An 18,213-nucleotide genomic window follows, 5' to 3' on the forward strand; every position below is an offset into this window, starting at 1 on the left:
GGGCGCGCCCGTGACGCCCCCCCTGCAACGCTTCAGCGGCGGGGGCGGCCCGCACCCCGGCGGGCGGGCGCGCGGCGCGCCTGGTACGCCTGCACCTGCCCGGCGCTGATCTCGCCGCGCGCCACGGCCCGCTGCACGGCGCAGCCCGGCTCGCCCGTGTGGGTGCACTTGCGGAACCGGCAGTCGGCGGCGATCTCCTCGATGCGGGCGGGATCGGCCGCCACGCCCTCCGGGTCCCACACGGCGATGTCGCGCAGGCCCGGATTGTCCACCAGCAGCCCGCCGCCCGGCACGCGGTACAGGGTGCGGGCGGTGGTGGTGTGGCGGCCCAGGCCCTCGGCCATCAGACCGCCGGTCTGCGCGGCCTCGCGGCCCAGCAGGGCGTTCGTGAGGGTACTCTTGCCCACCCCGGACGACCCGATCAGCGCGGCGGTCAGGCCGGGGCGCAGCAGAGCGCGCACGCCGCCCAGCCCAGCGCCCGTGCGGGCGTTCACGGCGTGCAGCGGCGCGTCCGGGGCCAGGGCGCCCAACTCGGTCAGGTACCGCTGCGGGTCGGGGGTCAGGTCCGTCTTGTTCAGGATCAGGGCCGGCTGCGCGCCGCTGGCCTGCACGGCCGCCACGTAACGGCCCAGGCGCGGCAGGTCGAAGTCCTGATCGGGCGCGGTGACGATCAGAACCGTGTCCACGTTCGCGGTGATGACCTGCCGGCCCAGGCCGCCGTTCACGGCCCGCGCGAAGGTCGTGCGGCGCGGCAGCAGCGCCGTGACCCGCCGCTTCGGGGTGTCCGGCAGGGTCTGCGCGATCACCCAGTCGCCCATGACCGGCTGCGTGTCCGGGTCCTGCCGCATCGCGCCGGTCAGCAGGGCGTCGTGCTCGCCGTCGGCGGCCCACAGCCGCAGCGAGGACCGCCCGACGCCCGCCACGCGCGCCGGGTGCAGGTCGGGGCGGTCCTGCGGGTCGGCGGCGTCCAGGGCGCCGTTCAGGGCCTCCTGCAAATCATCGGTCCAGCCGAGGGCCAGCAGTTCGGGCGTGAAACGCTCGGGGGTCAACGGGACCGTCCGGCGGGGCAGCGGGGCGCCGGGGCACCCGCGCAGTGGGCGAGGCAGTCAGACTTCATGCCGGCAGGGTAGCGCCGCCGGCGGGCCGGGCGTTGTGACAACGGTCCCCAGGTCCACCCTGGAGCCGGCAGCGCGCCCCGGTGCCGGGCTGAGGGAACCAGCCCCCCTGAACGCCGCTGTGACAAGCCTGCCAGAGGCCGCGTGGCAGGCTGGGGGTACTCATGCACCCGGACGTGGCAGACACCCTGATCGGCGCCTTCTACGTCAACGTGTGCATCCTGACCACCTCCGCGCTGCTGATGGGCCTGACCTTCGCGCGGCGGGAACGCTGGACGGTGCCGCTGCGCGCGGCGCTGTACGCCCTGACGAGCGTGGCGCTGCTGCTGTTCACCTTCCCGGCCGGGCCGGAACTGTTCATCGACCTGCGCCTCGTGCCGCTGGCGCTGGCCGCGTACCGCCTCGGGCCGGGCTGGGCGCTGCTGGCGGCGCTGCCGGTCACGGCGTACCGCGTGTGGGTGGGCGGCCCGGCGCTGGGCGGCACGCTGCTGCACCTGACGCTGGTGCTGCTGCTCGCGTCGCGGCTGCGGCACCGGGGCGCGGCGCCGCACCTGCCGCTGCGCGAGAACGCCCGCCGGTCGCTGCTGATTTTCGGCCCGGCGGCCCTGACGGTCTTCCCGACGTTCCTGCTGCTGGGGCGGCCCGCGACGGACGCGGCGCTGCCGTACCTGATGGTCGTGACCTTCAGCGTGCTGGGCTTCAGCCTGTGGACGACCGTGGTCGCCACCGTGGCCCGCGCCTCCGAACGGGCCGCGCCGGACGCCCCCACCACGGACCTGCTGACCGGCCTGCCGGACCGGCGCGCCTTCGAGCTGGCCGCCGAGCCGGCCGGCGCGGACACGTACCTGCTGCTGCTGGACCTCGACCACTTCCGGGCGCTGAACGAACAGCACGGGCACGAGGTCGGGGATCAGGTGTTGCAGGCGGCCGCGCAGGTGCTCGAACGGCAGCTGGGCCGCGCCGGTCCGGTGTACCGGCTGGGCGGCGAGGAGTTCGCGGCGCTGCTGCGCGCCGAATCCGTGCAGGACGCCCGGCAGCTCGCGGACCGGGCGCGCCGGACGCTGCCGGCGCAGGTGACGGCGCGGCTGGGCCGGCCCGACCTGCGCGTCACGCTGTCCGGCGGGCTGGTCACGGCTGGCCCGGACGCCCTGCCGCGCGCCGAACGGCTGCTGTACGCCGCGAAGCAGGCCGGACGGCACCGCATTCTGGACAGCTGGCAGCGGGCGCCGGAGGGCGCGGCCAACACGCCCCTGAACCGGACCTCGCCGGCCGTGAGTACCCTGCGGACCCTGCTGCAGTTCATCGCCGGGAACGGCGATCCGGGCGAGGAACCGGACCTGCAGGCGCTGCTGAACGCCGCCATCGCCTGCGTGCCCGGCGCGGAGGCCGGCAGCATCAGCGTGCGGGGCGGGGAGTGGTCGGTGGTGCGCGTGCAGTCCGGGTACGGCGACGACCTGCTCGGCACGCGGCACACGTCCGAACAGATGCTCCACTGGCACGGAGACCCGGCCGCGTGGCAGGCCGGGCAGCCGCGCGTGCTGGCCGGCGAGGAACTGCGCCGCCGCTCGCGGGACGCGCACGCGCCGGACTCGCTGGAACAGCGGACGCTGGAAGGAGCCGGACGCCAGAACGAGTTGCAGGCGAACCTCCTGATTCCCGTGCGGGTGCAGGGCAACGTGTACGCCGAACTGAACCTCGACAGCCTCAGCGCCGAGGACGCCTTCGACGCCGAATCCCTGCAGGTCGCCGAGGAGTTCGGGCTGTGGGCCGCCGCGATCCTGTCCGCCAGCATCCGCGTCCGGCAGGCGCTGTCGTCGCAGGACGCCGCGCTGCTCACGCTGGGCGTGGCGCTCGAGGCGCGCGACATGGAAACGCAGGGCCACACGCGCCGCGTCGTGGACCTCGCCACCGACCTGGGACGCGCCCTGAACCTCGGCGCGGGCGACCTGCACATGCTGCGGCAGGGCGCGGCGCTGCACGACCTGGGCAAACTGCTGATCCCGGACCGCATCCTGCTGAAAGCCGGGCCGCTCACGCCCGACGAGTGGGCGACCATGCAGACGCACGCGGCCCTCGGCGCGGACCTCGCCGCGCAGCTGACCGACCTGATGCCCGCCGTGCTCGACGTGATCCGCAGTCACCACGAACGCTGGGACGGCCGCGGCTACCCGCAGGGCCTGCGCGGCGACGCCATTCCGCTGCTGGCCCGGATCTTCAGCGTCTGCGACGTGTTCGACGCCCTGACCAGCGCCCGCCCCTACAAGGACGCCTGGAGCAGCGAGGCGGCGCTAGCCGAGGTCGCCGCGCAGGCCGGCCGGCAGTTCGACCCGCAGGTCGTCCGGGCCTTCCTGACCCTGCACGCCAGCGAACTCGGCCGCCCCGCCTGAACGGGCGACCGTCCGGCCCGCTCCCACTCGCCCTGCCCGGACCCAGCAGGCTTTACAGCCCATTCAACCCGAGTCCGGATCAGAAGTGCAGCGCCTCGCTCTGCGGTTCCGGCAGGGTGCCGTACCGTTCGGCGCGGGTCAGGATGTCGCGCGCCCAGCGGGTGTGGGTGGCGGGTTCGCACATGCGGCCGTTCATGCTGAACACAGCGGGCGCGTCGGGTGCCAGGATCGCCTGGGCTTCCTGCAGGTCGTGGGGGTGGACGGCGTAGCCGCGCAGGACGGTGGGCAGCTGCGAGGGGTGGATGATCGTCTTGCCGCACAGGCCGTACTCGAGGTCCTGCTGCACCTCGCGCGCCAGGGTGGCGGGGTCGCCGTACACCTCGTAGACGGGGCTGGACAGCGCGAACCCGGCGGGTTTGAAGACGCTGCACAGCAGGCTGATCACGCGTTCCAGCGGGCCTTCGTAGGCGGTGCGGCCGGGGGTGCGGCGCACGCCGAGGGCGTGCATCAGGTCGTTGCCGCCGATGCGCAGGCCGCCCACGCGTGCCTGCGCGCCGCTCCCGACGATCTGGTCGCGCAGGGCGGTCATGTGGGTCTCGCTGAGTGCCTCGCGCGTTTCCAGGGTGGGGAAGATCAGCAGGTGCGCGTGTTCCGGGGCGTGCAGTTCGCGCAGGTATTCCGGGAGGTTCCCGGCGTGGATCTTGGGCAGGACGAAGCCGGTCACGGCGCGCAGGTCCATGCTCAGGACCTCGCGCAGCACGGCCGGGTGACGCACGCGGATCAGGCGCAGCGGCCCGCGCGGCCCGAGGAGCGGCAGGGCGGCGCGCAGGTTCGCCAGGGCCAGCGGCAGGTCCTCCTCGCGCACGGCGTCCTCGGTGCAGTAGATCAGGCTGGTCAGGTCGGGCCAGCGGCCGTTGCCGAGTTCCGCGAGGTCCGGGCGGGTGGCGGGGGCGTACAGGCTCGCGCCGAGGCTCCAGGGGTCAAAGGGCGTGCGGGCGGTCATTCGGCACCTCCGGCGATGGTGGCGACCGCCAGGTACGGCAGGTCGGTCTGGGTGGTCACGGGGACGCCCGAGTGCCGGGCGAGGGTCAGCAGGTGCAGCGTATCAGGGTGGTCCTCGTCGCGCAGGATCAGGTGGGCGGGGCGGCGGCGCAGGAACACGCGGGTGGCCTCGCCCACGCCGGGCTTCACGCGGTGCGGGTCGTGGAAGCCGCGCGCGGCGGCCGCCTCCAGCGCGGCCCGCACCGGGTCCCGGGGGCGCGGGCCGGGGTTCAGCGGCGTGTCCGGGCCGTGCGGGGCGCTCAGGTCGTCCAGGGCGCTCAGGTAGTGGCCGCTCAGGTCGTGGGGGCGCAGGTCGTCCTCGGTGCGGGCGGCGTGCCGCTGGCCGGGCGCGGTGACGAAGGTGCGGCTCAGCAGACCGCAGACGGTGGCGTTCAGCGCGGCGTGCGGCAGCAGCAGGTCGTCGTGCGTGGCGGCGTGCCGGGCGATGCCGGCCGGGTCGCTCAGGACCGCCAGGATGGGCGGCACGTCCGCCGGGAGGCTGGCGCGCAGCGCGCCGTCGATGCTGCCCTTGCCGGTCCAGCCGTCCACGAAGATCAGCTGCGCGCCGGGGTGCGCGGCCTGCACCTGCGCCAGCGCGACCCGGTCGATGCCGCTGCCACGGATGATGGACAGCGTGTGGTGCGGCAGGTCGCGGCCCCAGCGGCGCGCGAGCCGGCGCATGGCGCAGCCGACCGGGGTGCCGGCGCGGGCCAGCGACACCAGGACGGGCCGGGGGTAGCGGCGCAGCAGTTCGGCGCTCAGGGCGGCCAGCAGCTGCCCGGTGCGGGCGCCGTTGCGGGTCAGGGCGCCGTGGTACGCGGCGGTCTGGGCGGGGGCGGGCGGGCGTTCCGGCGTCAGGAGTTCGCCGTACGAGACGCCGCTGCGGATCAGGGCTTCTTTCTCGTCGATGCTGACCAGCCGGGGACGGGCGGCGTCCAGGTGCACGGTGACGTCCCCGGCAGGCAGGGTGTGACGAAGGGAATCGCTGGGGGTGGGGGTCATGGCGGGCGTCCTCGGGTGCGGGCGGGAGGGGGGAAGGGAGCGGGCGGGAGCGTGAGGCTGGGCCGCGCCGTCAGGGAAGCACGGGAAGGTCAGGGGCGCGTTCCCGGCCCGTTCCTGCGCCGGGGCGGTCAGCGTTGCGGGAGAGTCAGCGTTGTGGGAGGGTCAGGCCGCGCAGCGTGCGCATCAGCTGGCCGCGCCGGGGCGTGAGCGCGAAATCGCACTCGTCCAGGAACGGCAGGTCGCTGACCGAGTCGCCCAGGCCGAGCGTCAGGGCCGCGCCGCTCAGGTGCGTGCCGAGCAGGTAACGCACGGCAGCGGCCTTGCCGAGGTGGCGGGGCAGCAGGCTGATGTTGTTCGCATTCGCGATCACCCGCAGCGGGTGGTCCGGGCCGTGCGCGGCCTCCAGCCGGTCCTGCAACTCGGCCAGGACGGCCGGGTCGGCGTCCGGATGTTTCAGGACGGTCATGAACGGCGTGCCGTGCGCGGCGTGCGAGGTCAGGCGCGCCCCGAGCCGCGCGGCGTGCGGGGCGATCGCCCCGGTCCCGGCGCGCAGGGGCTCCTGCAGCGGCGCGAGCTGCGCGCGGACCTGCGCGGCCCACTCGGGGTCGGGCGTGCCGGCGGGCGTCAGGATGGTCAGGCCGTGGTCCAGCACCCGCCAGGACCGCAGCGGCAGGGTCACGCGCGCCATGGCGGCCGCGTCGCGGCCCGTGACGGGCACCAGGGTGACGTGCGGGGCGGCCAGCAGGTCCAGCAGCGCCATCTGCGCGGGCGTGGCGTGCGAGTGCGGCTGCCCGCGCGAGTCCACGGTCATGGGTGTCAGGGTGGCGGGGTCCGCGCCGGGCAGTTTGCGCAGCGTCTGGAACAGCGTGTCGTCCAGGTCCGCGAAGACCACCGTGGACGGGGTGGGCGCGTCGGTCACGAGAGCCTCACGGCGCGCGCGTGCGGCCCGAGCGCCTCCATCAGGGCCGGGTCGGGATGGCAGTGCCCCTCGAAGGTGACGAGGATGCGGGCGTACGCCTCCGGGCGCACGTTGTACAGGTAGTTCGGAATGCCGTCCCCGACGTTGTCGGTGAAGGTCAGGGCGCTCCCGATGGCGAGGCCCGGCAGGACCGGGCTGCGGGTCGTGGCGCTCCAGTGGACGTCCAGGCCGCGCGCCTCCAGGGTGCGGGCCAGCGCGAACGCCGGGAACTGGTACTCGCCGGTCCCGAGGACCAGCAGCGGCCCGCCGCGCAGGTCGGCGTCGGCGCCGGGCGCCGTCCAGGCGCTCAGGTCCGGACCGCCGGGGTGCCCCAGCCGGGCGCTGCGGGCGGGCAGCAGGGCGCTGCGGTCGCCGCCGTCGCCGGTCACGGCGGGCAGCGTGGCGGGCGTCCAGGCCGGGTCGGGCGTGAACGTGAACGTGCCGCGCGACAGACTCACGAACTCCACCGGGACCGGCAGCGCGGCCTGCACGGCGTCGCGGCGCACGCACCAGTCGGTCAGGCTGACCAGCACGACCCGCCGGACGTGCGGGTGCAGCGCCAGCCACTCGCGGGCGAGGTTCTCCAGGGTGGTGCCGGTCGAGAGTTCGTCGTCGACCAGCACGAGTTCCTGCGCGGCGCGGGCCGCCTCGCCCGGATCGTACACGAGGTGCGCCGGGGCGTGCGAGTGCGGCTCGTCGAACCGCAGCAGCAGCGGCGCCCGCTGGTGGTAACGGGTGGTGTGCTGGAAGGTGCCGCGCCCCCCCGCCGCCAGCCACGAACCGTCCGCCAGGGCGTCTGCGGCGGGCAGCGACTGCCACGCGCGGAACACGCCCTCGCCGAGCGCGGTGGCCGTCTCGGCCAGCCCGATGAAGTGCGGGCGGGTCAGGGACGGCAGGGCCGCCGCGAGCGCCGCGTGCGTGCCGGCCGCGACGGACGGCCGGACCGGGATGTGCTTGCCCAGCACGCGGCTGACGAACAGAAAACCGCGTTTCGGGTTGCGGCGCACCGCGAAGTCCAGCAGGTCGTCCAGCGGCAGCGCCGACCGTTCCAGGTGCAGGTTCAGTTCCCCGCTGGGCAGCGTCACGCGGCGCCCGGCAGACGCGGGCTGGGCGGCGGCCGGCTGGTCGGTCGGGGCGGGCGGGGTGCCGGTCACGCGGGCTCCGGGGCGGGGCGGCGCACGACGCGCACGACCTTGTCCTCGGCCACGTCCAGGCCGGTCTGCACGGGCGGCAGGGCGTCCCAGTCGAGCGCGCTGCCCCAGGCGTCAAGCAGCAGGCGCGGGAAGTTCACGCCGGCCGCCATGGAGTACCGCAGGCCACCGGACGCGCGGGCGTTGATCTCCAGCATGTTCGCCACGCGCGTCCCGCCGCGCAGGTCGTCTTTCGTCTGGAAGTTGAAGATGCCGCTCAGGCCGTAGTGCCGGGCGATCTGCGCGGCGGCCTGCACGAGGTCCGGGCGGGACTCGATCTGCTGCCCGTCGGGGGACTTGCGGCGCACGACGGCGCGGATCAGGCGGCCCTGCCACGCCACGCAGTCCACGCTGCGCTCGGCGCCCTCCAGGGTGTGCATCAGGAGCATGGTGGGCAGGTCCGGCGCGGCAAACAGCTCGCGCGCGGCCGCGTGACTCATCTGGTACAGCTCACCCTTCAGGAACGACCCCAGGTCCGGGCGTTCCAGGATCACACGGAAGCCGCTGGCGTAGATGCCACGCGCCGGCTTGACGCACAGGCGGGTGCCCTCCTCGCGCAGCTCGTCCCAGGCGGCGTCGAAACTGCCCAGCGAATCGAAAGTCGTCCAGCGCGGAATGGGCAGCGTGGCCGGGTCCCAGGCGCGCAGGAACTCGTCCTTGCGTTCCAGGTGCCGCTGCGTGTCCTCGGAGGCGGGGGCCAGGACGGCCGTGCCGGACGCCGCGAAGGCCGGGGCGTGCCGGGCCAGCAGCTCCCGTTCCTTGCCGGGAATCAGGGCGTCGATGCCGCGTTCCTCGCAGGCGTGGCGCAGCCAGTCGGCGTACCCGTCCCCGATCAGGCCGCGCGGTTCGAGGAAGGTGTGGGGCGCGGCGGCCAGCATGCCGTGCCCGGCGTCCGTGTGACTGGCCCAGACCTCGTACCCGCTGCCGGCCAGCGCGGCGATCTGCGCAGCCGTGACACTGAAATTCTTGTTGAACAGGACCTTCTTCATACTTGACCTCGCGGCGCCCATCCGGCGCGCCGCCTGCGCAGCGGCCGGTCGCGGCGGGAGCCGGAGCCACACTCTGCCGCAAAACCGCCGCCCCTGCCAGTCGAAACGCCGGGAAGCGGAGTCCGGCGCGTTCCTGGCAGGCGGTCTGGGGTCAGTCGCGTTCCGGGCGGGCGGTCTGGAGTCAGTCGCGTTCCTGACGGGCCAGCGCCTCGCCGTACTCGCGGGCGGCCTGCTCGGCGCGGCGGTCCGCCTCGGGCAGGAAGGTGGCGCTCAGGGCGCGGACCCGCGCGAGCTGCGGGGCGCTCAGGTGGGCGCGCACGCCCTCCGGGTCGGGCGGCAGGGCGGGGTGGCCGGTCAGGGTCTCGATCAGGGCGCGCACGAACGCCTTGTGGACGGGCGTCGCGGTGCGGATCAGGCGGGGCGGGTGCGTCTGGAAGTACAGCTGCCGGGCCGCCGCGAAGCGCAGGCGGGCGGCGAGCGAACCCTGGGCGGCCAGCACGTCGTCCGGGGTGATCGCGGCGGCCGCCTGCCGCAGCGCGGCCGGGTCCAGGCCGTCCAGGGCGGCCCAGCCGTCCACGCGCACCTCGGCGAGTCGGTGGAGGTTCACGGCCTCCAGCAGGCGGCACATCTCGGGGTCGGTCAGGTCGTCGGCGTCGACCAGGACGCTCAGGGCGTCGTCCTGCGCGTCGGTGCCCAGCCGGGCGAGCAGCGCGGCCGATTCGCGCCAGCGGTCGAGGGCCGCGACGTCCTGCGTGACCGGCAGGCTGGGATCCAGGTCGAACAGGGTCAGGTCGTGTTCGCGCAGCAGAGCGCTCAGGCGGCGGCCGGCGTTGCCGCGTTCGCCGCCCACGCCGCCCCGGTACAGGCCCATCAGCTTGCGGGCGCGCACGAGCAGGTCGGGGTCGGTCACGCCGGGCATTCTGACACGCCCGCAGGGCACGCGCAGGCTCATCTTCGGGCAGGTCAAATGAGACTTCGGAAGCGCGCTTACTTTAATGGCCGCTCATTGTATGACGCCGTACGCTGGCCTCTCCAGGTGGCTGTTTAAGATCACTTCGTCGCGGAACCATCAGATCTCCGCACGCCACTTCATTCCAGAGTCACTTTCAGGGTGATTCAAGTCTTTCTCTTGTACCGGAGGTCCACCATGAAGAACCTGATCCTGACGTCCGCCCTGCTCCTGAGCGGCTCCGCCTTCGCTGGCGGCGGCAGCATGGTCCCCAGCGGCAACACCATCGCCAGCATCGTCGCGAACGACCCGAACTTCAGCACCCTGCTGGCCGCCGTGCAGGCCGCCGGACTGGTCGACACCCTGAACAGCGCCGGGCCGTTCACGGTGTTCGCGCCCACCAACGCCGCCTTCGCCAAGATTCCGGAAGCGGACCTGAACGCCCTGCTGAACGACCCTGCGCAGCTCAAGGCGCTGCTGCTGTACCACGTGGTGCCGGGCCGCGTGACCGCCGCGCAGGTCACGAAACTGACCTCCGCCAAGACCGTGAACGGCGCGAACATCAATGTCAGCACCAGCGGCGGCATGGTCATGATCAACGACGCGACCGTCACCAAGGCCGACGTGCGCGCCAGCAACGGCGTCATTCACGTCATCGACACGGTCCTGATGCCCTGATCCACCATCAGGCGGTGGGGGGCGCGGCGCTGGGAGGCATCCCGGCCCCGCGCCCTCCTCTGCTCTGCTGGCGCTGCCCCGTTGGCGCTACGCCATTGCCGCCCCCCTCGTCTCCCGGAGGTCTACCATCGCTTCCCTGCTCTCCCCCGCTCCGCCCGCGCTGACGACTTTGTTCCTGACGCTGCTGTGCGCCCTGCTGGCCGCCCCGGCCGGCGCGCTGAGCCTGCGCTGGAGCGCCCCTGAGCCTCGGCTCGTGAACGGACAGGTGCAGCGCCCCACCCTTCACCACTCGCGGACCCTGACCGTCCCGGCAGACGCCGCCGCGCAGGTCCGCCGCAGCGGCCGCCTGACCCCGGAACTCCGGCGCGACCTGGACCGCGCCTACGCCGCCGTGGACGCCCGCACGCCCCGCGACCTGCGCTTCAGCCGCGCGGGCCGCGCATGGACCGCGCAGGCCCGCACCGGCTGGACCGTGGACCGCGCCGCCTCGGACCGCGCCGTGCTGGACGCCCTGAACGCCGGACGGAACAGCGCCCCGCTGCGCGTGAACCTGACCGCCCCGGCCCGCAGCGTCGCCTGGGCCGCGGCCCGCCGGATCACGCACCTGGGCAGCGGCACCTCCAGCTTCACGGGCAGCCCGGACTTCCGCGTGCAGAACATCCGCGTCGGGGCGTCCCGCGTGCACGGCCAGTGGATCGAGGCGGGCCGCGAACTGAACTTCAACGCCCTGATCGGCCCGGTCACCGCCGCGCGCGGCTTCGTGCCCGGCTACGTGATCACCGGCAACCGCCTGAGCACCGAGGACGGAGGCGGCCTGTGCCAGGTCAGCACGACCGTCTTCCGCGCCGCCTGGACGGCGGGCCTGCCCGTCACGGAACGGCACGCGCACTCCTATCAGGTGGCCTACTACGGCCAGCCGGGCCTGGACGCCGCCGTGTACGCCCCCGCCAAGAACCTCCGCTGGCGCAACGACACCCCCGCGCCCATGCTGGTGCAGGCCGACTGGGACACCCGCACCAGTCGCCTGAACGTCCACCTGTTCGGCCAGGACGACGGGCGGCGCATCTGGACGGGCACGCCGGAGCAGTCGCAGGTGCGCCCCGCGCCCGGCCCGACCTTCGTGAGCGACCCCGCCCTGAACGGCGACGAGGCCCGCCGCATCGACATGCCCGCCCCCGGCGCGCTCGTCAGCGTGACCCGTCAGGTCCGGCTGCCCGGCGGTAAAGTCCGGCGCGACACGCTCGTCAGCCGCTACCGCCCCTGGGGAGGCGTGTTCGCCGTCGCTCCCGGCGACGGGCGCCTGCGCAACTGAGACGGACTCCGACTTGAATGGGCTGCAAGGCCCGTCGGGTCCGAGCGGATGCGACTCGTAGAGCTGCCCCACAGAGTGGGAGAGAAACGGGTTCCAGACGTGCAGCCGGCCATCCGGCGACGTTCCGGATTGTTGGCGCAACAAACGGCATTCCGCATGAGCAATGGTGCGAACACTGTTCCAGCGCCAGACGGGACAGGCTTGGAACACGTCTTCTGTCACGCCAGGCCTGCTCACCCCCTCCCAGCCTCCCCCCTCAAGGGGGAGGAGTAAACACGGTGTGTTCATCGCTGGCCTGCCCGGAAGTGATGAACCTGTCCGCACCGTTGACGAGACGGACTCCAGCTATTGCGCCATCCACCGGCACCGAGTGGACCGCTCCGCGCACGGAGTCCGCATCACCCCTGCCGGACTGTAACCAGCGTCCAGTCGGTGTCCGGGGAAGCGTCAGACTGTCTGCCATGTCCGCCTCCCCGTTTCGGTTCGACAACACGTACGCGCGCCTGCCCGGCTTCTCTGCTCCCTGGTCGCCCGCCAGCGTGCCCGCGCCGGACCTGCTGTACTTCAACCGCGCCCTGGCCCTCGAACTGGGCCTGGACCCGGACGTGCTGGACGGCCCTGACGGCGCCGCCATCTTCGCCGGCAACCGGGTCCCCGAGGGTGCCGAGCCGCTCGCGCAGGCGTACGCCGGCCACCAGTTCGGGGGCTTCTCCCCGCAACTCGGCGACGGCCGCGCCCTGCTGCTCGGCGAGGTCATCGACCCCTCCGGGGCGCGCCGTGACCTGATGCTCAAGGGCTCCGGCCGCACGCCCTTCTCCAGACGGGGCGACGGCAAGGCCGCCGTCGGACCCATGCTGCGCGAGGTCCTGATCGGCGAGGCCATGCATGCCCTCGGCCTTCCCACCACCCGCGCCCTCGCCGTGGCCGCCACCGGCGAGACCGTTCACCGGGAGCGGCCCCTGCCCGGCGCGGTCCTGACCCGCGTGGCCGCCAGTCACCTGCGGGTCGGCACCTTCGAGCTCTTCGGCGCGCGGGGCGACACGGACCGCGTCCGGCAGCTGGCCGACTACGCCATCGCCCGGCACGACCCCGACCTCGCCGGAACGAGTGATCGCGCCCTCGGCCTGCTGCGGCGGGTCGCGCAGCGGCAGGCGGCGCTGGTTGCGGGGTGGATGAACGTGGGCTTCATTCACGGCGTGATGAACACAGACAACGTCACGATCTCCGGCGAGACGATCGACTACGGCCCGTGCGCGTTCCTGGAAGCGTACGACCCGGACGCGGTGTTCAGCTCCATCGACCACGGTGGGCGCTACGCCTACCGCAACCAGCCGCCCGTGACCCGCTGGAACCTGGCGCGACTGGCCGAGACGCTGCTGCCCCTCATCGCCGCTGAGGACAGCAAGGAAGCCATGTCGGAGGCCATCAGGCAGGCGACCGGGGTGATCGACGCCTTCCCGGAGTGGTACGAGGACGCGCTGCTGACCGGCCAGCGGGCGAAACTGGGCCTGCACGGCGGGGACGACGCGACCGACCGTGCGCTCGCCGGGGACTGGCTGGCCCTGCTGCACGACCACCGGGTGGATTTCACGCTCGGGTGGCGCCGACTGGCCGACGCGGCGGGCGGGAACGAGGGGCCACTGCGGACGCTGTTCAGCAACCCGCAGGCGCCGGACGCTTGGCTGACCCGCTGGCGCACACGGGCGGGAGGCGAGGGCGATGCGGCCGCAGACTGGAGCGAACGCGCGGAACGGATGCGCCGGGTCAATCCGGCCGTCATTCCGCGCAACCACCGGGTCGAGGAGGCGCTGGCGGCCGCGTCCGACCACGGGGATCTCGGGCCGTTCAGGCGGCTGCTGGCAGCGGTCCAGCGCCCGTACGACGAGACGCCGGAACAGGCGGAGTACCTCACGCCAGCCCGCGCGGAGGTCACGGCCTGTTACCGCACCTTCTGCGGCACCTGATACGGATTCCGTTTGTTTCGCCACCAATCCGGAACTTCACCGGATTGCCGGCTCCACGTCCGGAACCCGTGTTGCTGCCACTCGCATCCGCTCGGACCCAGCGGGCTTTGCAGCCCCTTCAATCGGAGTCCGTATGAACAATGGTGCGGACCCTTTTCAGGCGCCGGAGGGGACAGGCATGGAACACGTCTTCTGTCACGCCATGCCTGCTCACCCCCTCCCAACCTCCCCCCTCAAGGGGGAGGGGTCAACAGCGCGTGTTCATCACTGGTCTGCCCTGAAGGGATGAACCTGTCCGCCCCATTGCTGATACGGACCCGGATCGGAGATCTCGCACTGTCAGCTTCAATGTACTTAGCCGGGCGTGCCGGCGCTGCGGGCGGCCTTCAGCGCGTGCGCCCACCAGGACAGGTCGTCCAGCAGGGCGTTCACGCTAGCGTCCAGGTACGTGAGGGCACCCAGGGGCTGCTGTCCGGTCACGGCGGCGTAGAAGTCGTTCCCGGCGATGTGCACGGCGTGCCGGACGGGCGCCATCTGCAGTTCGATCAGGATGGTCCGCAGGCCTTCCACGGCGCGGGCGCCGCCGACCCCGCCGTAGCCGACGCAGGCGCCGGGTTTGCGTTGCCATTCCGGGTAGGCGTAGTCCAGCGCATTTTTCAGGGCGGCGGTGGGGGCGTGGTTGTACTCGGCGACCAGGAAGATGAACCCGTCGAATCCGGCCAGTGTCTCCTGCCAGCGGCGGCCCTCTGCGTTCTGGGTGGGGGCGTGGGCGTTCGTGGCCCGCTCGTCGAAGAACGGCAGGTCGAAGTCACGCAGGTCAAGGGTCTCGAAGCTCAGGTCGGTTCGCTGCTCCAGGAACGGGGTGAGCCACTCCATGACCTGATCTGCGAAGCGGCCCTGGCGGGTGCTGCCGACGATGACGCCGATGCGTGGCATTCAGCCCTGCGCCTCGCGGGACACGGCTTCCCAGTCCTTCCAGGTCTGCACGCGCTGCGCGTTGATGGCTTGCACCACGTCGTACGCCTGCGTGCCGAACAGGACGCGCAGGGGCGGGTGTTCGCTGTCCACGACCTTCAGCAGGGCGCGGGCGGCGGCGGCCGGGGCGCCCATCTGGGTGCCGGCGCCGCGCTCCGCCATGGCCTGACGGAAGGGGGCGTACACGGGGTTGGGCTGCGAGTGGTTGGCGGACGTGCCGGCCCAGTCGGTGCCGTACGCGCCGGGTTCGACGAGCGTGACCCGGATGCCCTGCGCGGCGACTTCCTGCGCGAGCGCCTCGCTCATGCCCTCCAGCGCCCACTTGGACGCGTGGTAGATGCCCAGGCTGGGGAACGCGACCTGCCCGCCCATGCTGGACACCTGAATGATGTGCCCGCCGCCCTGGGCGCGCATGATGGGCAGCGCGGCCTGCGTGATCCACAGGGCGCCGAACACGTTGGTTTCCAGCTGGTCGCGGGCTTCCTGTTCGCTGATCTCCTCGATGAACCCGAAGTGGCCGTACCCGGCGTTGTTCACGACGATGTCCAGCTGCCCGAAGTGCGCGTGGGCCTGCTGCACGGCCGCGAAGTCGGCGGCGCGGTCGGTCACGTCGAGCTGGATGGGCAGGAAGGCGTCGCCGTGGGCGTTCAGGTCGTCGAGGGTGCTGAGGGTGCGGGCGGTGGCGGCGACCCGGTCCCCGCGCTGCAGGGCCGCGAGGGCGAATGCCTTGCCGAAGCCGCGTGACGCGCCGGTGATGAACCAGACTCTGGACATGATGAACCTGCCTTTCCCCGTGTTCGGGGTGTGAGAGAAGTGTGGTGCCGTGCGGGACGGAACCTGAAGGGGGGTCTGTGGGTGGGTCAGTTGAGGTGGGTCAGCGTGTGGAGGTCAGAGGGTGGAGGTCAGGCCCTGTCCGGCGCGGCGGAAGGTGGTGCGCAGCAGGTCCTGGAAGACGCTGAACGGTTCGTCGGCCTGCCAGCGGGCGAAGACGACGCCCATGACGGTGAAGGCCAGGGCGCTCAGCAGCGCGGCGTCGTGCGGGTCGCGCCCCTGGGCGTGCAGACGCGGGCCGAGCCAGTCGGTGAGGAAGGTGCTGAGCCGTTCGCTGACGTCCTGGTTGCCCTGGCGGAGCGCGGCGACCTCGGCCTGCAACTGCTTTTGCAGTCGGAGTTTGGTCTCGTACCCGGCGGTGTAGTCGAGGAAGAAGGCTTCCAGGGTGATCCAGGGGTGTTCGCCTTTGGGCCGGGCGTCCAGGAAGGACTGCCAGCGCTGCTGTTCCTCGGGGTCGGGTGCGAAGAGCATGGCTTCCTTGGACGGGAAGTAGTTGAACAGTGTGGCGCGGGAGACGTCGGCGGCCCGCGCGATGTCCTCGAGGCTGACGGTGCTGTAGCCGCGTTCGAGGATCAGGTTCAGGGCGACGTGGCGGATCTTTCGCCAGGTCTCGAGTTTCTTGCGTTCACGGCGTCCGGGTGCTGGGGTGACCTCCACAGGCCGGATCATGCCACAAACCTGGACGGGTGTAAATATAGACGGGTCCAAGATTAAGCTCCGTTCAAGCCGGCGGGTCGGACGCCGCTCCGCAGGCCTGTAGGGAGCCTGTCAGACGGCGTGGTCTTACACTGGGGCGTCGGCGCTTCCCGCTTCCCTCCCCTCCTTCTGCCCTGCCCGAGGTCCTCTCTGACACCCTCCCTCACCCCAGACCGCCCGCCGTCCGTGCCGGCGCTGCTGTGCCGCAGCGGTCAGGCGCGGTTCTACCTGCCGCTGTCGCAGATCGAGCGGGTGTACCCGATGGTGCACCTGCCCGCCGCGCGTCAGGAAGGGCCACGCGTGCATCTGCGCGGCGAGACGCTGGACGTGCAGGACACCCGTGGGTGGTGGGCGCAGCCGCCGGCCGAACCGGAGGCCGCGCAGCGCCTGATCGTGGTGACCCGTCCGCGCCGCGAGGCGTGGTGGGTGGATGAGGTCGGTCCGGTCGCGGACGTTCCGGACGGCGCGCCCCACGCCGTGCTGGACGGTCAGGTGCTACCGGTGGTGTGGCGTCCGTGACCGGCCCGCTGCCGCAACTGCTGGCGGACACGGCCGGGCTGCGCTGGACCGAGCAGCTGCACGGACTGGCCCGCACCCGCCTGGATGAACTGGCGCGCGCGCACGGCGGTCTGGATGACCTGCTGCGCGCCGCGACGGTCCGGCCGGACGTGGCGTCGCAGGTGGCGGCGGCGTTCACGGTAGGCGAGACGTGGTTCCAGCGGATCGGGGCGCAGCTCGAGGCGTTGCCGGAGTTGCTGGCCGGGCGCCGGCACGTGCGCGCCTGGAGTGCCGGCTGCTCGACCGGTGAGGAGGCGTACGCGCTGGCGGCGGCGTTCACGCGCCAGACGGTGGAGGTGCTGGGCACCGACCTGAATTCCGAGTCGGTGCGGCGCGCGCGGGAGGGCCGGTACGGCGCGTGGTCGTTCCGGGGCGTGCCGCCCGAGCAGGTCCGGCGGTCGTTCGAGCGGCGCGGCGACCTGTTCGAGGTCCGCGCGGACCTGCGGCGGCGGGTGCGGTTCGCGGTGCACAACCTGACCACGCCCGCGCCGCTGCGGGACCTGGACGTGATCGCCTGCCGGAACGTCACGATCTACTTCACGCCGGCCGCCGCCGGGCAGGTGTACACGCACCTAGCGCGGGCGCTGGCGCCGGGCGGGGTGCTGCTGCTGGCTCCCAGCGACCCGCGTCCGCCGGCGCATCTGGGACTGGTCGTGGAACGCAGCGGGGGAACGCAGGTGCTGCGCCGCCCGGCGTTCGCGGCGGCGCCGGGACCGGCGGTGTCCGGAGCGCCGGGGGCCGGGATGAAGGGTGCGGGTCCGTCCGGGGTGGGGGTGTCCGGTGCGGGGGTGTCGGGGGTGGCGCCGGTCACTCCGGGGGCGGCCGTTCCCGACGCCCCGCGCGACCCGGAGTTGCCGGAGGCCCGCCGCGCCGCGTACGAGGCGCCGCACGACCCGCAGGCGCAGCTGGCGCTGGCATGGGCCCTGCGCCGCGCCGGGCAGGACGGACGGGCCGAGCGGCAGGCGCGGCACACCCTGACGCTGCTGGACGCGCACGGGGACAGCTGGCTGGCGGCGCGGGTCCGGGCGGGCTGCCTGCGCCTGCTGGACGGGGCGGGTGAAGGATGACCCGCCTGGAACGCCGGGCCGCGCGGCTGGCCGCCCCGCTGGACGCGCAGCGTCCGCCCGTGAACGCCCTGCTGCTGCAGGTGGCGGGCGAGGCGTACGCCGCGCCGCTGGCGCAGCTGCTGGAGATCCTGCCCGCCAACCTGACGGCCCTGCCGCGCACCGCGCCGCACGTGGCGGGCCTGCAGGTCGTGCGGGGCGAGCTGCTGGGCGTGCTGCGCGCCGACGTGCTGCTGACCGGCCGGCCGCACCCGCCGGGCCGGCCGGGCCGGGTGCTGGTCACGGCGGCCGGCGCGTCCACCTGCGGCCTGCTGGTGGACGACGCGACCGATCTGGTGTGGGTGGACGACGAGTTGCAGCCGGCGCCGTTCCACTCGCCGGGCGTCTCGGGCCTCACGGCGGCGGGGCTGGCGGTGCTGGACCTTCACCGCCTGCTGCTCGCCCTGCCCGCACCCTGGCGGCCCGCGCCGTGACCCCGCCCCTGTTTCCCGTCCCGTTGCCCCT

General features: G+C 73.2%; 17 protein-coding genes. 7 read left to right on the top strand and 10 right to left on the bottom strand.

Features of this window, described 5'->3' with window-relative positions:
* Window positions 1-32 precede the first annotated feature (32 nt).
* Window positions 33-1,049: a ribosome small subunit-dependent GTPase A gene (gene rsgA / locus CBQ26_RS14650; RefSeq protein WP_088249382.1), complete on the bottom strand. Its 1,017-nt coding sequence runs from the start codon at window positions 1,047-1,049 to the stop codon at window positions 33-35.
* 230 nt (window positions 1,050-1,279) lie between these two features.
* Between rsgA and CBQ26_RS14655 the strand changes: the two genes are divergently transcribed.
* The gene (locus tag CBQ26_RS14655; protein WP_088249383.1) at window positions 1,280-3,502 is read left to right on the top strand and encodes an HD domain-containing phosphohydrolase; all 2,223 of its coding nucleotides are present in this window, start codon (window positions 1,280-1,282) and stop codon (window positions 3,500-3,502) included.
* Between the two features lie 79 nt (window positions 3,503-3,581).
* Here the strand turns inward: CBQ26_RS14655 and CBQ26_RS14660 are convergent, their stop codons facing one another.
* From CBQ26_RS14660 to CBQ26_RS14685, 6 genes are all read right to left on the bottom strand, one after another.
* Window positions 3,582-4,505, bottom strand: a complete 924-nt coding sequence (locus CBQ26_RS14660; protein ID WP_088249384.1) for an HpcH/HpaI aldolase/citrate lyase family protein — start codon at window positions 4,503-4,505, stop codon at window positions 3,582-3,584.
* Entirely contained in the window at window positions 4,502-5,545 is a 1,044-nt protein-coding gene (locus CBQ26_RS14665) for a cysteine protease StiP domain-containing protein (RefSeq protein WP_088249385.1), read from the bottom strand. Before CBQ26_RS14665 ends, CBQ26_RS14660 begins: the two co-directional genes overlap by 4 nt.
* Before the next feature lie 145 nt (window positions 5,546-5,690).
* Window positions 5,691-6,464, bottom strand: a complete 774-nt coding sequence (locus CBQ26_RS14670; protein WP_088249386.1) for an HAD family hydrolase — start codon at window positions 6,462-6,464, stop codon at window positions 5,691-5,693.
* Complete coding sequence (locus CBQ26_RS14675; protein ID WP_088249387.1) at window positions 6,461-7,657, bottom strand: phosphoribosyltransferase domain-containing protein; 1,197 nt, start codon at window positions 7,655-7,657, stop codon at window positions 6,461-6,463. The genes CBQ26_RS14670 and CBQ26_RS14675 overlap by 4 nt, the downstream gene beginning before the upstream one ends.
* Entirely contained in the window at window positions 7,654-8,682 is a 1,029-nt protein-coding gene (locus CBQ26_RS14680) for an ATP-grasp domain-containing protein (RefSeq protein ID WP_244898049.1), read from the bottom strand. Before CBQ26_RS14680 ends, CBQ26_RS14675 begins: the two co-directional genes overlap by 4 nt.
* Window positions 8,683-8,863: 181 nt before the next feature.
* Window positions 8,864-9,601: a hypothetical protein gene (locus CBQ26_RS14685; RefSeq protein ID WP_088249389.1), complete on the bottom strand. Its 738-nt coding sequence runs from the start codon at window positions 9,599-9,601 to the stop codon at window positions 8,864-8,866.
* Window positions 9,602-9,829: 228 nt separating this feature from the next.
* Between CBQ26_RS14685 and CBQ26_RS14690 the strand changes: the two genes are divergently transcribed.
* The 3 genes from CBQ26_RS14690 to CBQ26_RS14700 all read left to right on the top strand — a co-directional run bounded on the left by CBQ26_RS14690 (window position 9,830) and on the right by CBQ26_RS14700 (window position 13,585).
* On the top strand, window positions 9,830-10,309 hold the full coding sequence (locus CBQ26_RS14690; protein ID WP_088249390.1) for a fasciclin domain-containing protein: 480 nt from the start codon (window positions 9,830-9,832) through the stop codon (window positions 10,307-10,309).
* 169 nt (window positions 10,310-10,478) lie between these two features.
* Window positions 10,479-11,621, top strand: a complete 1,143-nt coding sequence (locus tag CBQ26_RS14695; RefSeq protein WP_229844152.1) for a VanW family protein — start codon at window positions 10,479-10,481, stop codon at window positions 11,619-11,621.
* Between the two features lie 461 nt (window positions 11,622-12,082).
* Window positions 12,083-13,585, top strand: a complete 1,503-nt coding sequence (locus CBQ26_RS14700; protein ID WP_088249391.1) for a protein adenylyltransferase SelO — start codon at window positions 12,083-12,085, stop codon at window positions 13,583-13,585.
* Between the two features lie 354 nt (window positions 13,586-13,939).
* Here the strand turns inward: CBQ26_RS14700 and CBQ26_RS14705 are convergent, their stop codons facing one another.
* The 3 genes from CBQ26_RS14705 to CBQ26_RS14715 all read right to left on the bottom strand — a co-directional run bounded on the left by CBQ26_RS14705 (window position 13,940) and on the right by CBQ26_RS14715 (window position 16,060).
* Window positions 13,940-14,521 (bottom strand): NADPH-dependent FMN reductase, encoded by a 582-nt coding sequence (locus CBQ26_RS14705; protein ID WP_088249392.1) that lies wholly within the window; start codon window positions 14,519-14,521, stop codon window positions 13,940-13,942.
* Entirely contained in the window at window positions 14,522-15,334 is an 813-nt protein-coding gene (locus CBQ26_RS14710) for an SDR family oxidoreductase (RefSeq protein ID WP_216360375.1), read from the bottom strand.
* Between the two features lie 114 nt (window positions 15,335-15,448).
* Window positions 15,449-16,060, bottom strand: a complete 612-nt coding sequence (locus tag CBQ26_RS14715; protein WP_088249394.1) for a TetR/AcrR family transcriptional regulator — start codon at window positions 16,058-16,060, stop codon at window positions 15,449-15,451.
* Window positions 16,061-16,273: 213 nt separating this feature from the next.
* Between CBQ26_RS14715 and CBQ26_RS14720 the strand changes: the two genes are divergently transcribed.
* Genes CBQ26_RS14720 through CBQ26_RS14730 form a run of 3 tightly spaced genes read left to right on the top strand, consistent with a single transcriptional unit; the run spans window position 16,274 to window position 18,182 of the window.
* Entirely contained in the window at window positions 16,274-16,606 is a 333-nt protein-coding gene (locus CBQ26_RS14720; protein ID WP_172418110.1) for a chemotaxis protein CheW, read from the top strand.
* On the top strand, window positions 16,603-17,712 hold the full coding sequence (locus CBQ26_RS14725) for a CheR family methyltransferase (RefSeq protein ID WP_172418111.1): 1,110 nt from the start codon (window positions 16,603-16,605) through the stop codon (window positions 17,710-17,712). Before CBQ26_RS14720 ends, CBQ26_RS14725 begins: the two co-directional genes overlap by 4 nt.
* Window positions 17,709-18,182, top strand: a complete 474-nt coding sequence (locus tag CBQ26_RS14730) for a chemotaxis protein CheW (protein ID WP_088249397.1) — start codon at window positions 17,709-17,711, stop codon at window positions 18,180-18,182. The genes CBQ26_RS14725 and CBQ26_RS14730 overlap by 4 nt, the downstream gene beginning before the upstream one ends.
* The last annotated feature ends 31 nt before the right edge of the window (window positions 18,183-18,213 follow it).

Source organism: Deinococcus indicus, from assembly GCF_002198095.1.
Classification (GTDB): Bacteria; Deinococcota; Deinococci; order Deinococcales; family Deinococcaceae; genus Deinococcus; species Deinococcus caeni.

Bases quoted from the DNA above. Each gene is read 5' to 3' on its own strand.
- CBQ26_RS14680 (WP_244898049.1), bottom strand. From the start codon at position 8,682: ATGAAGAAGGTCCTGTTCAACAAGAATTTCAGTGTCACGGCTGCGCAG.
- CBQ26_RS14700 (WP_088249391.1), top strand. From the start codon at position 12,083: ATGTCCGCCTCCCCGTTTCGGTTCGACAACACGTACGCGCGCCTGCCC.
- CBQ26_RS14705 (WP_088249392.1), bottom strand. From the start codon at position 14,521: ATGCCACGCATCGGCGTCATCGTCGGCAGCACCCGCCAGGGCCGCTTC.
- CBQ26_RS14665 (WP_088249385.1), bottom strand. From the start codon at position 5,545: ATGACCCCCACCCCCAGCGATTCCCTTCGTCACACCCTGCCTGCCGGG.
- CBQ26_RS14685 (WP_088249389.1), bottom strand. From the start codon at position 9,601: ATGCCCGGCGTGACCGACCCCGACCTGCTCGTGCGCGCCCGCAAGCTG.
- CBQ26_RS14730 (WP_088249397.1), top strand. From the start codon at position 17,709: ATGACCCGCCTGGAACGCCGGGCCGCGCGGCTGGCCGCCCCGCTGGAC.
- CBQ26_RS14660 (WP_088249384.1), bottom strand. From the start codon at position 4,505: ATGACCGCCCGCACGCCCTTTGACCCCTGGAGCCTCGGCGCGAGCCTG.
- CBQ26_RS14655 (WP_088249383.1), top strand. From the start codon at position 1,280: ATGCACCCGGACGTGGCAGACACCCTGATCGGCGCCTTCTACGTCAAC.
- CBQ26_RS14715 (WP_088249394.1), bottom strand. From the start codon at position 16,060: ATGATCCGGCCTGTGGAGGTCACCCCAGCACCCGGACGCCGTGAACGC.
- CBQ26_RS14710 (WP_216360375.1), bottom strand. From the start codon at position 15,334: ATGTCCAGAGTCTGGTTCATCACCGGCGCGTCACGCGGCTTCGGCAAG.
- CBQ26_RS14690 (WP_088249390.1), top strand. From the start codon at position 9,830: ATGAAGAACCTGATCCTGACGTCCGCCCTGCTCCTGAGCGGCTCCGCC.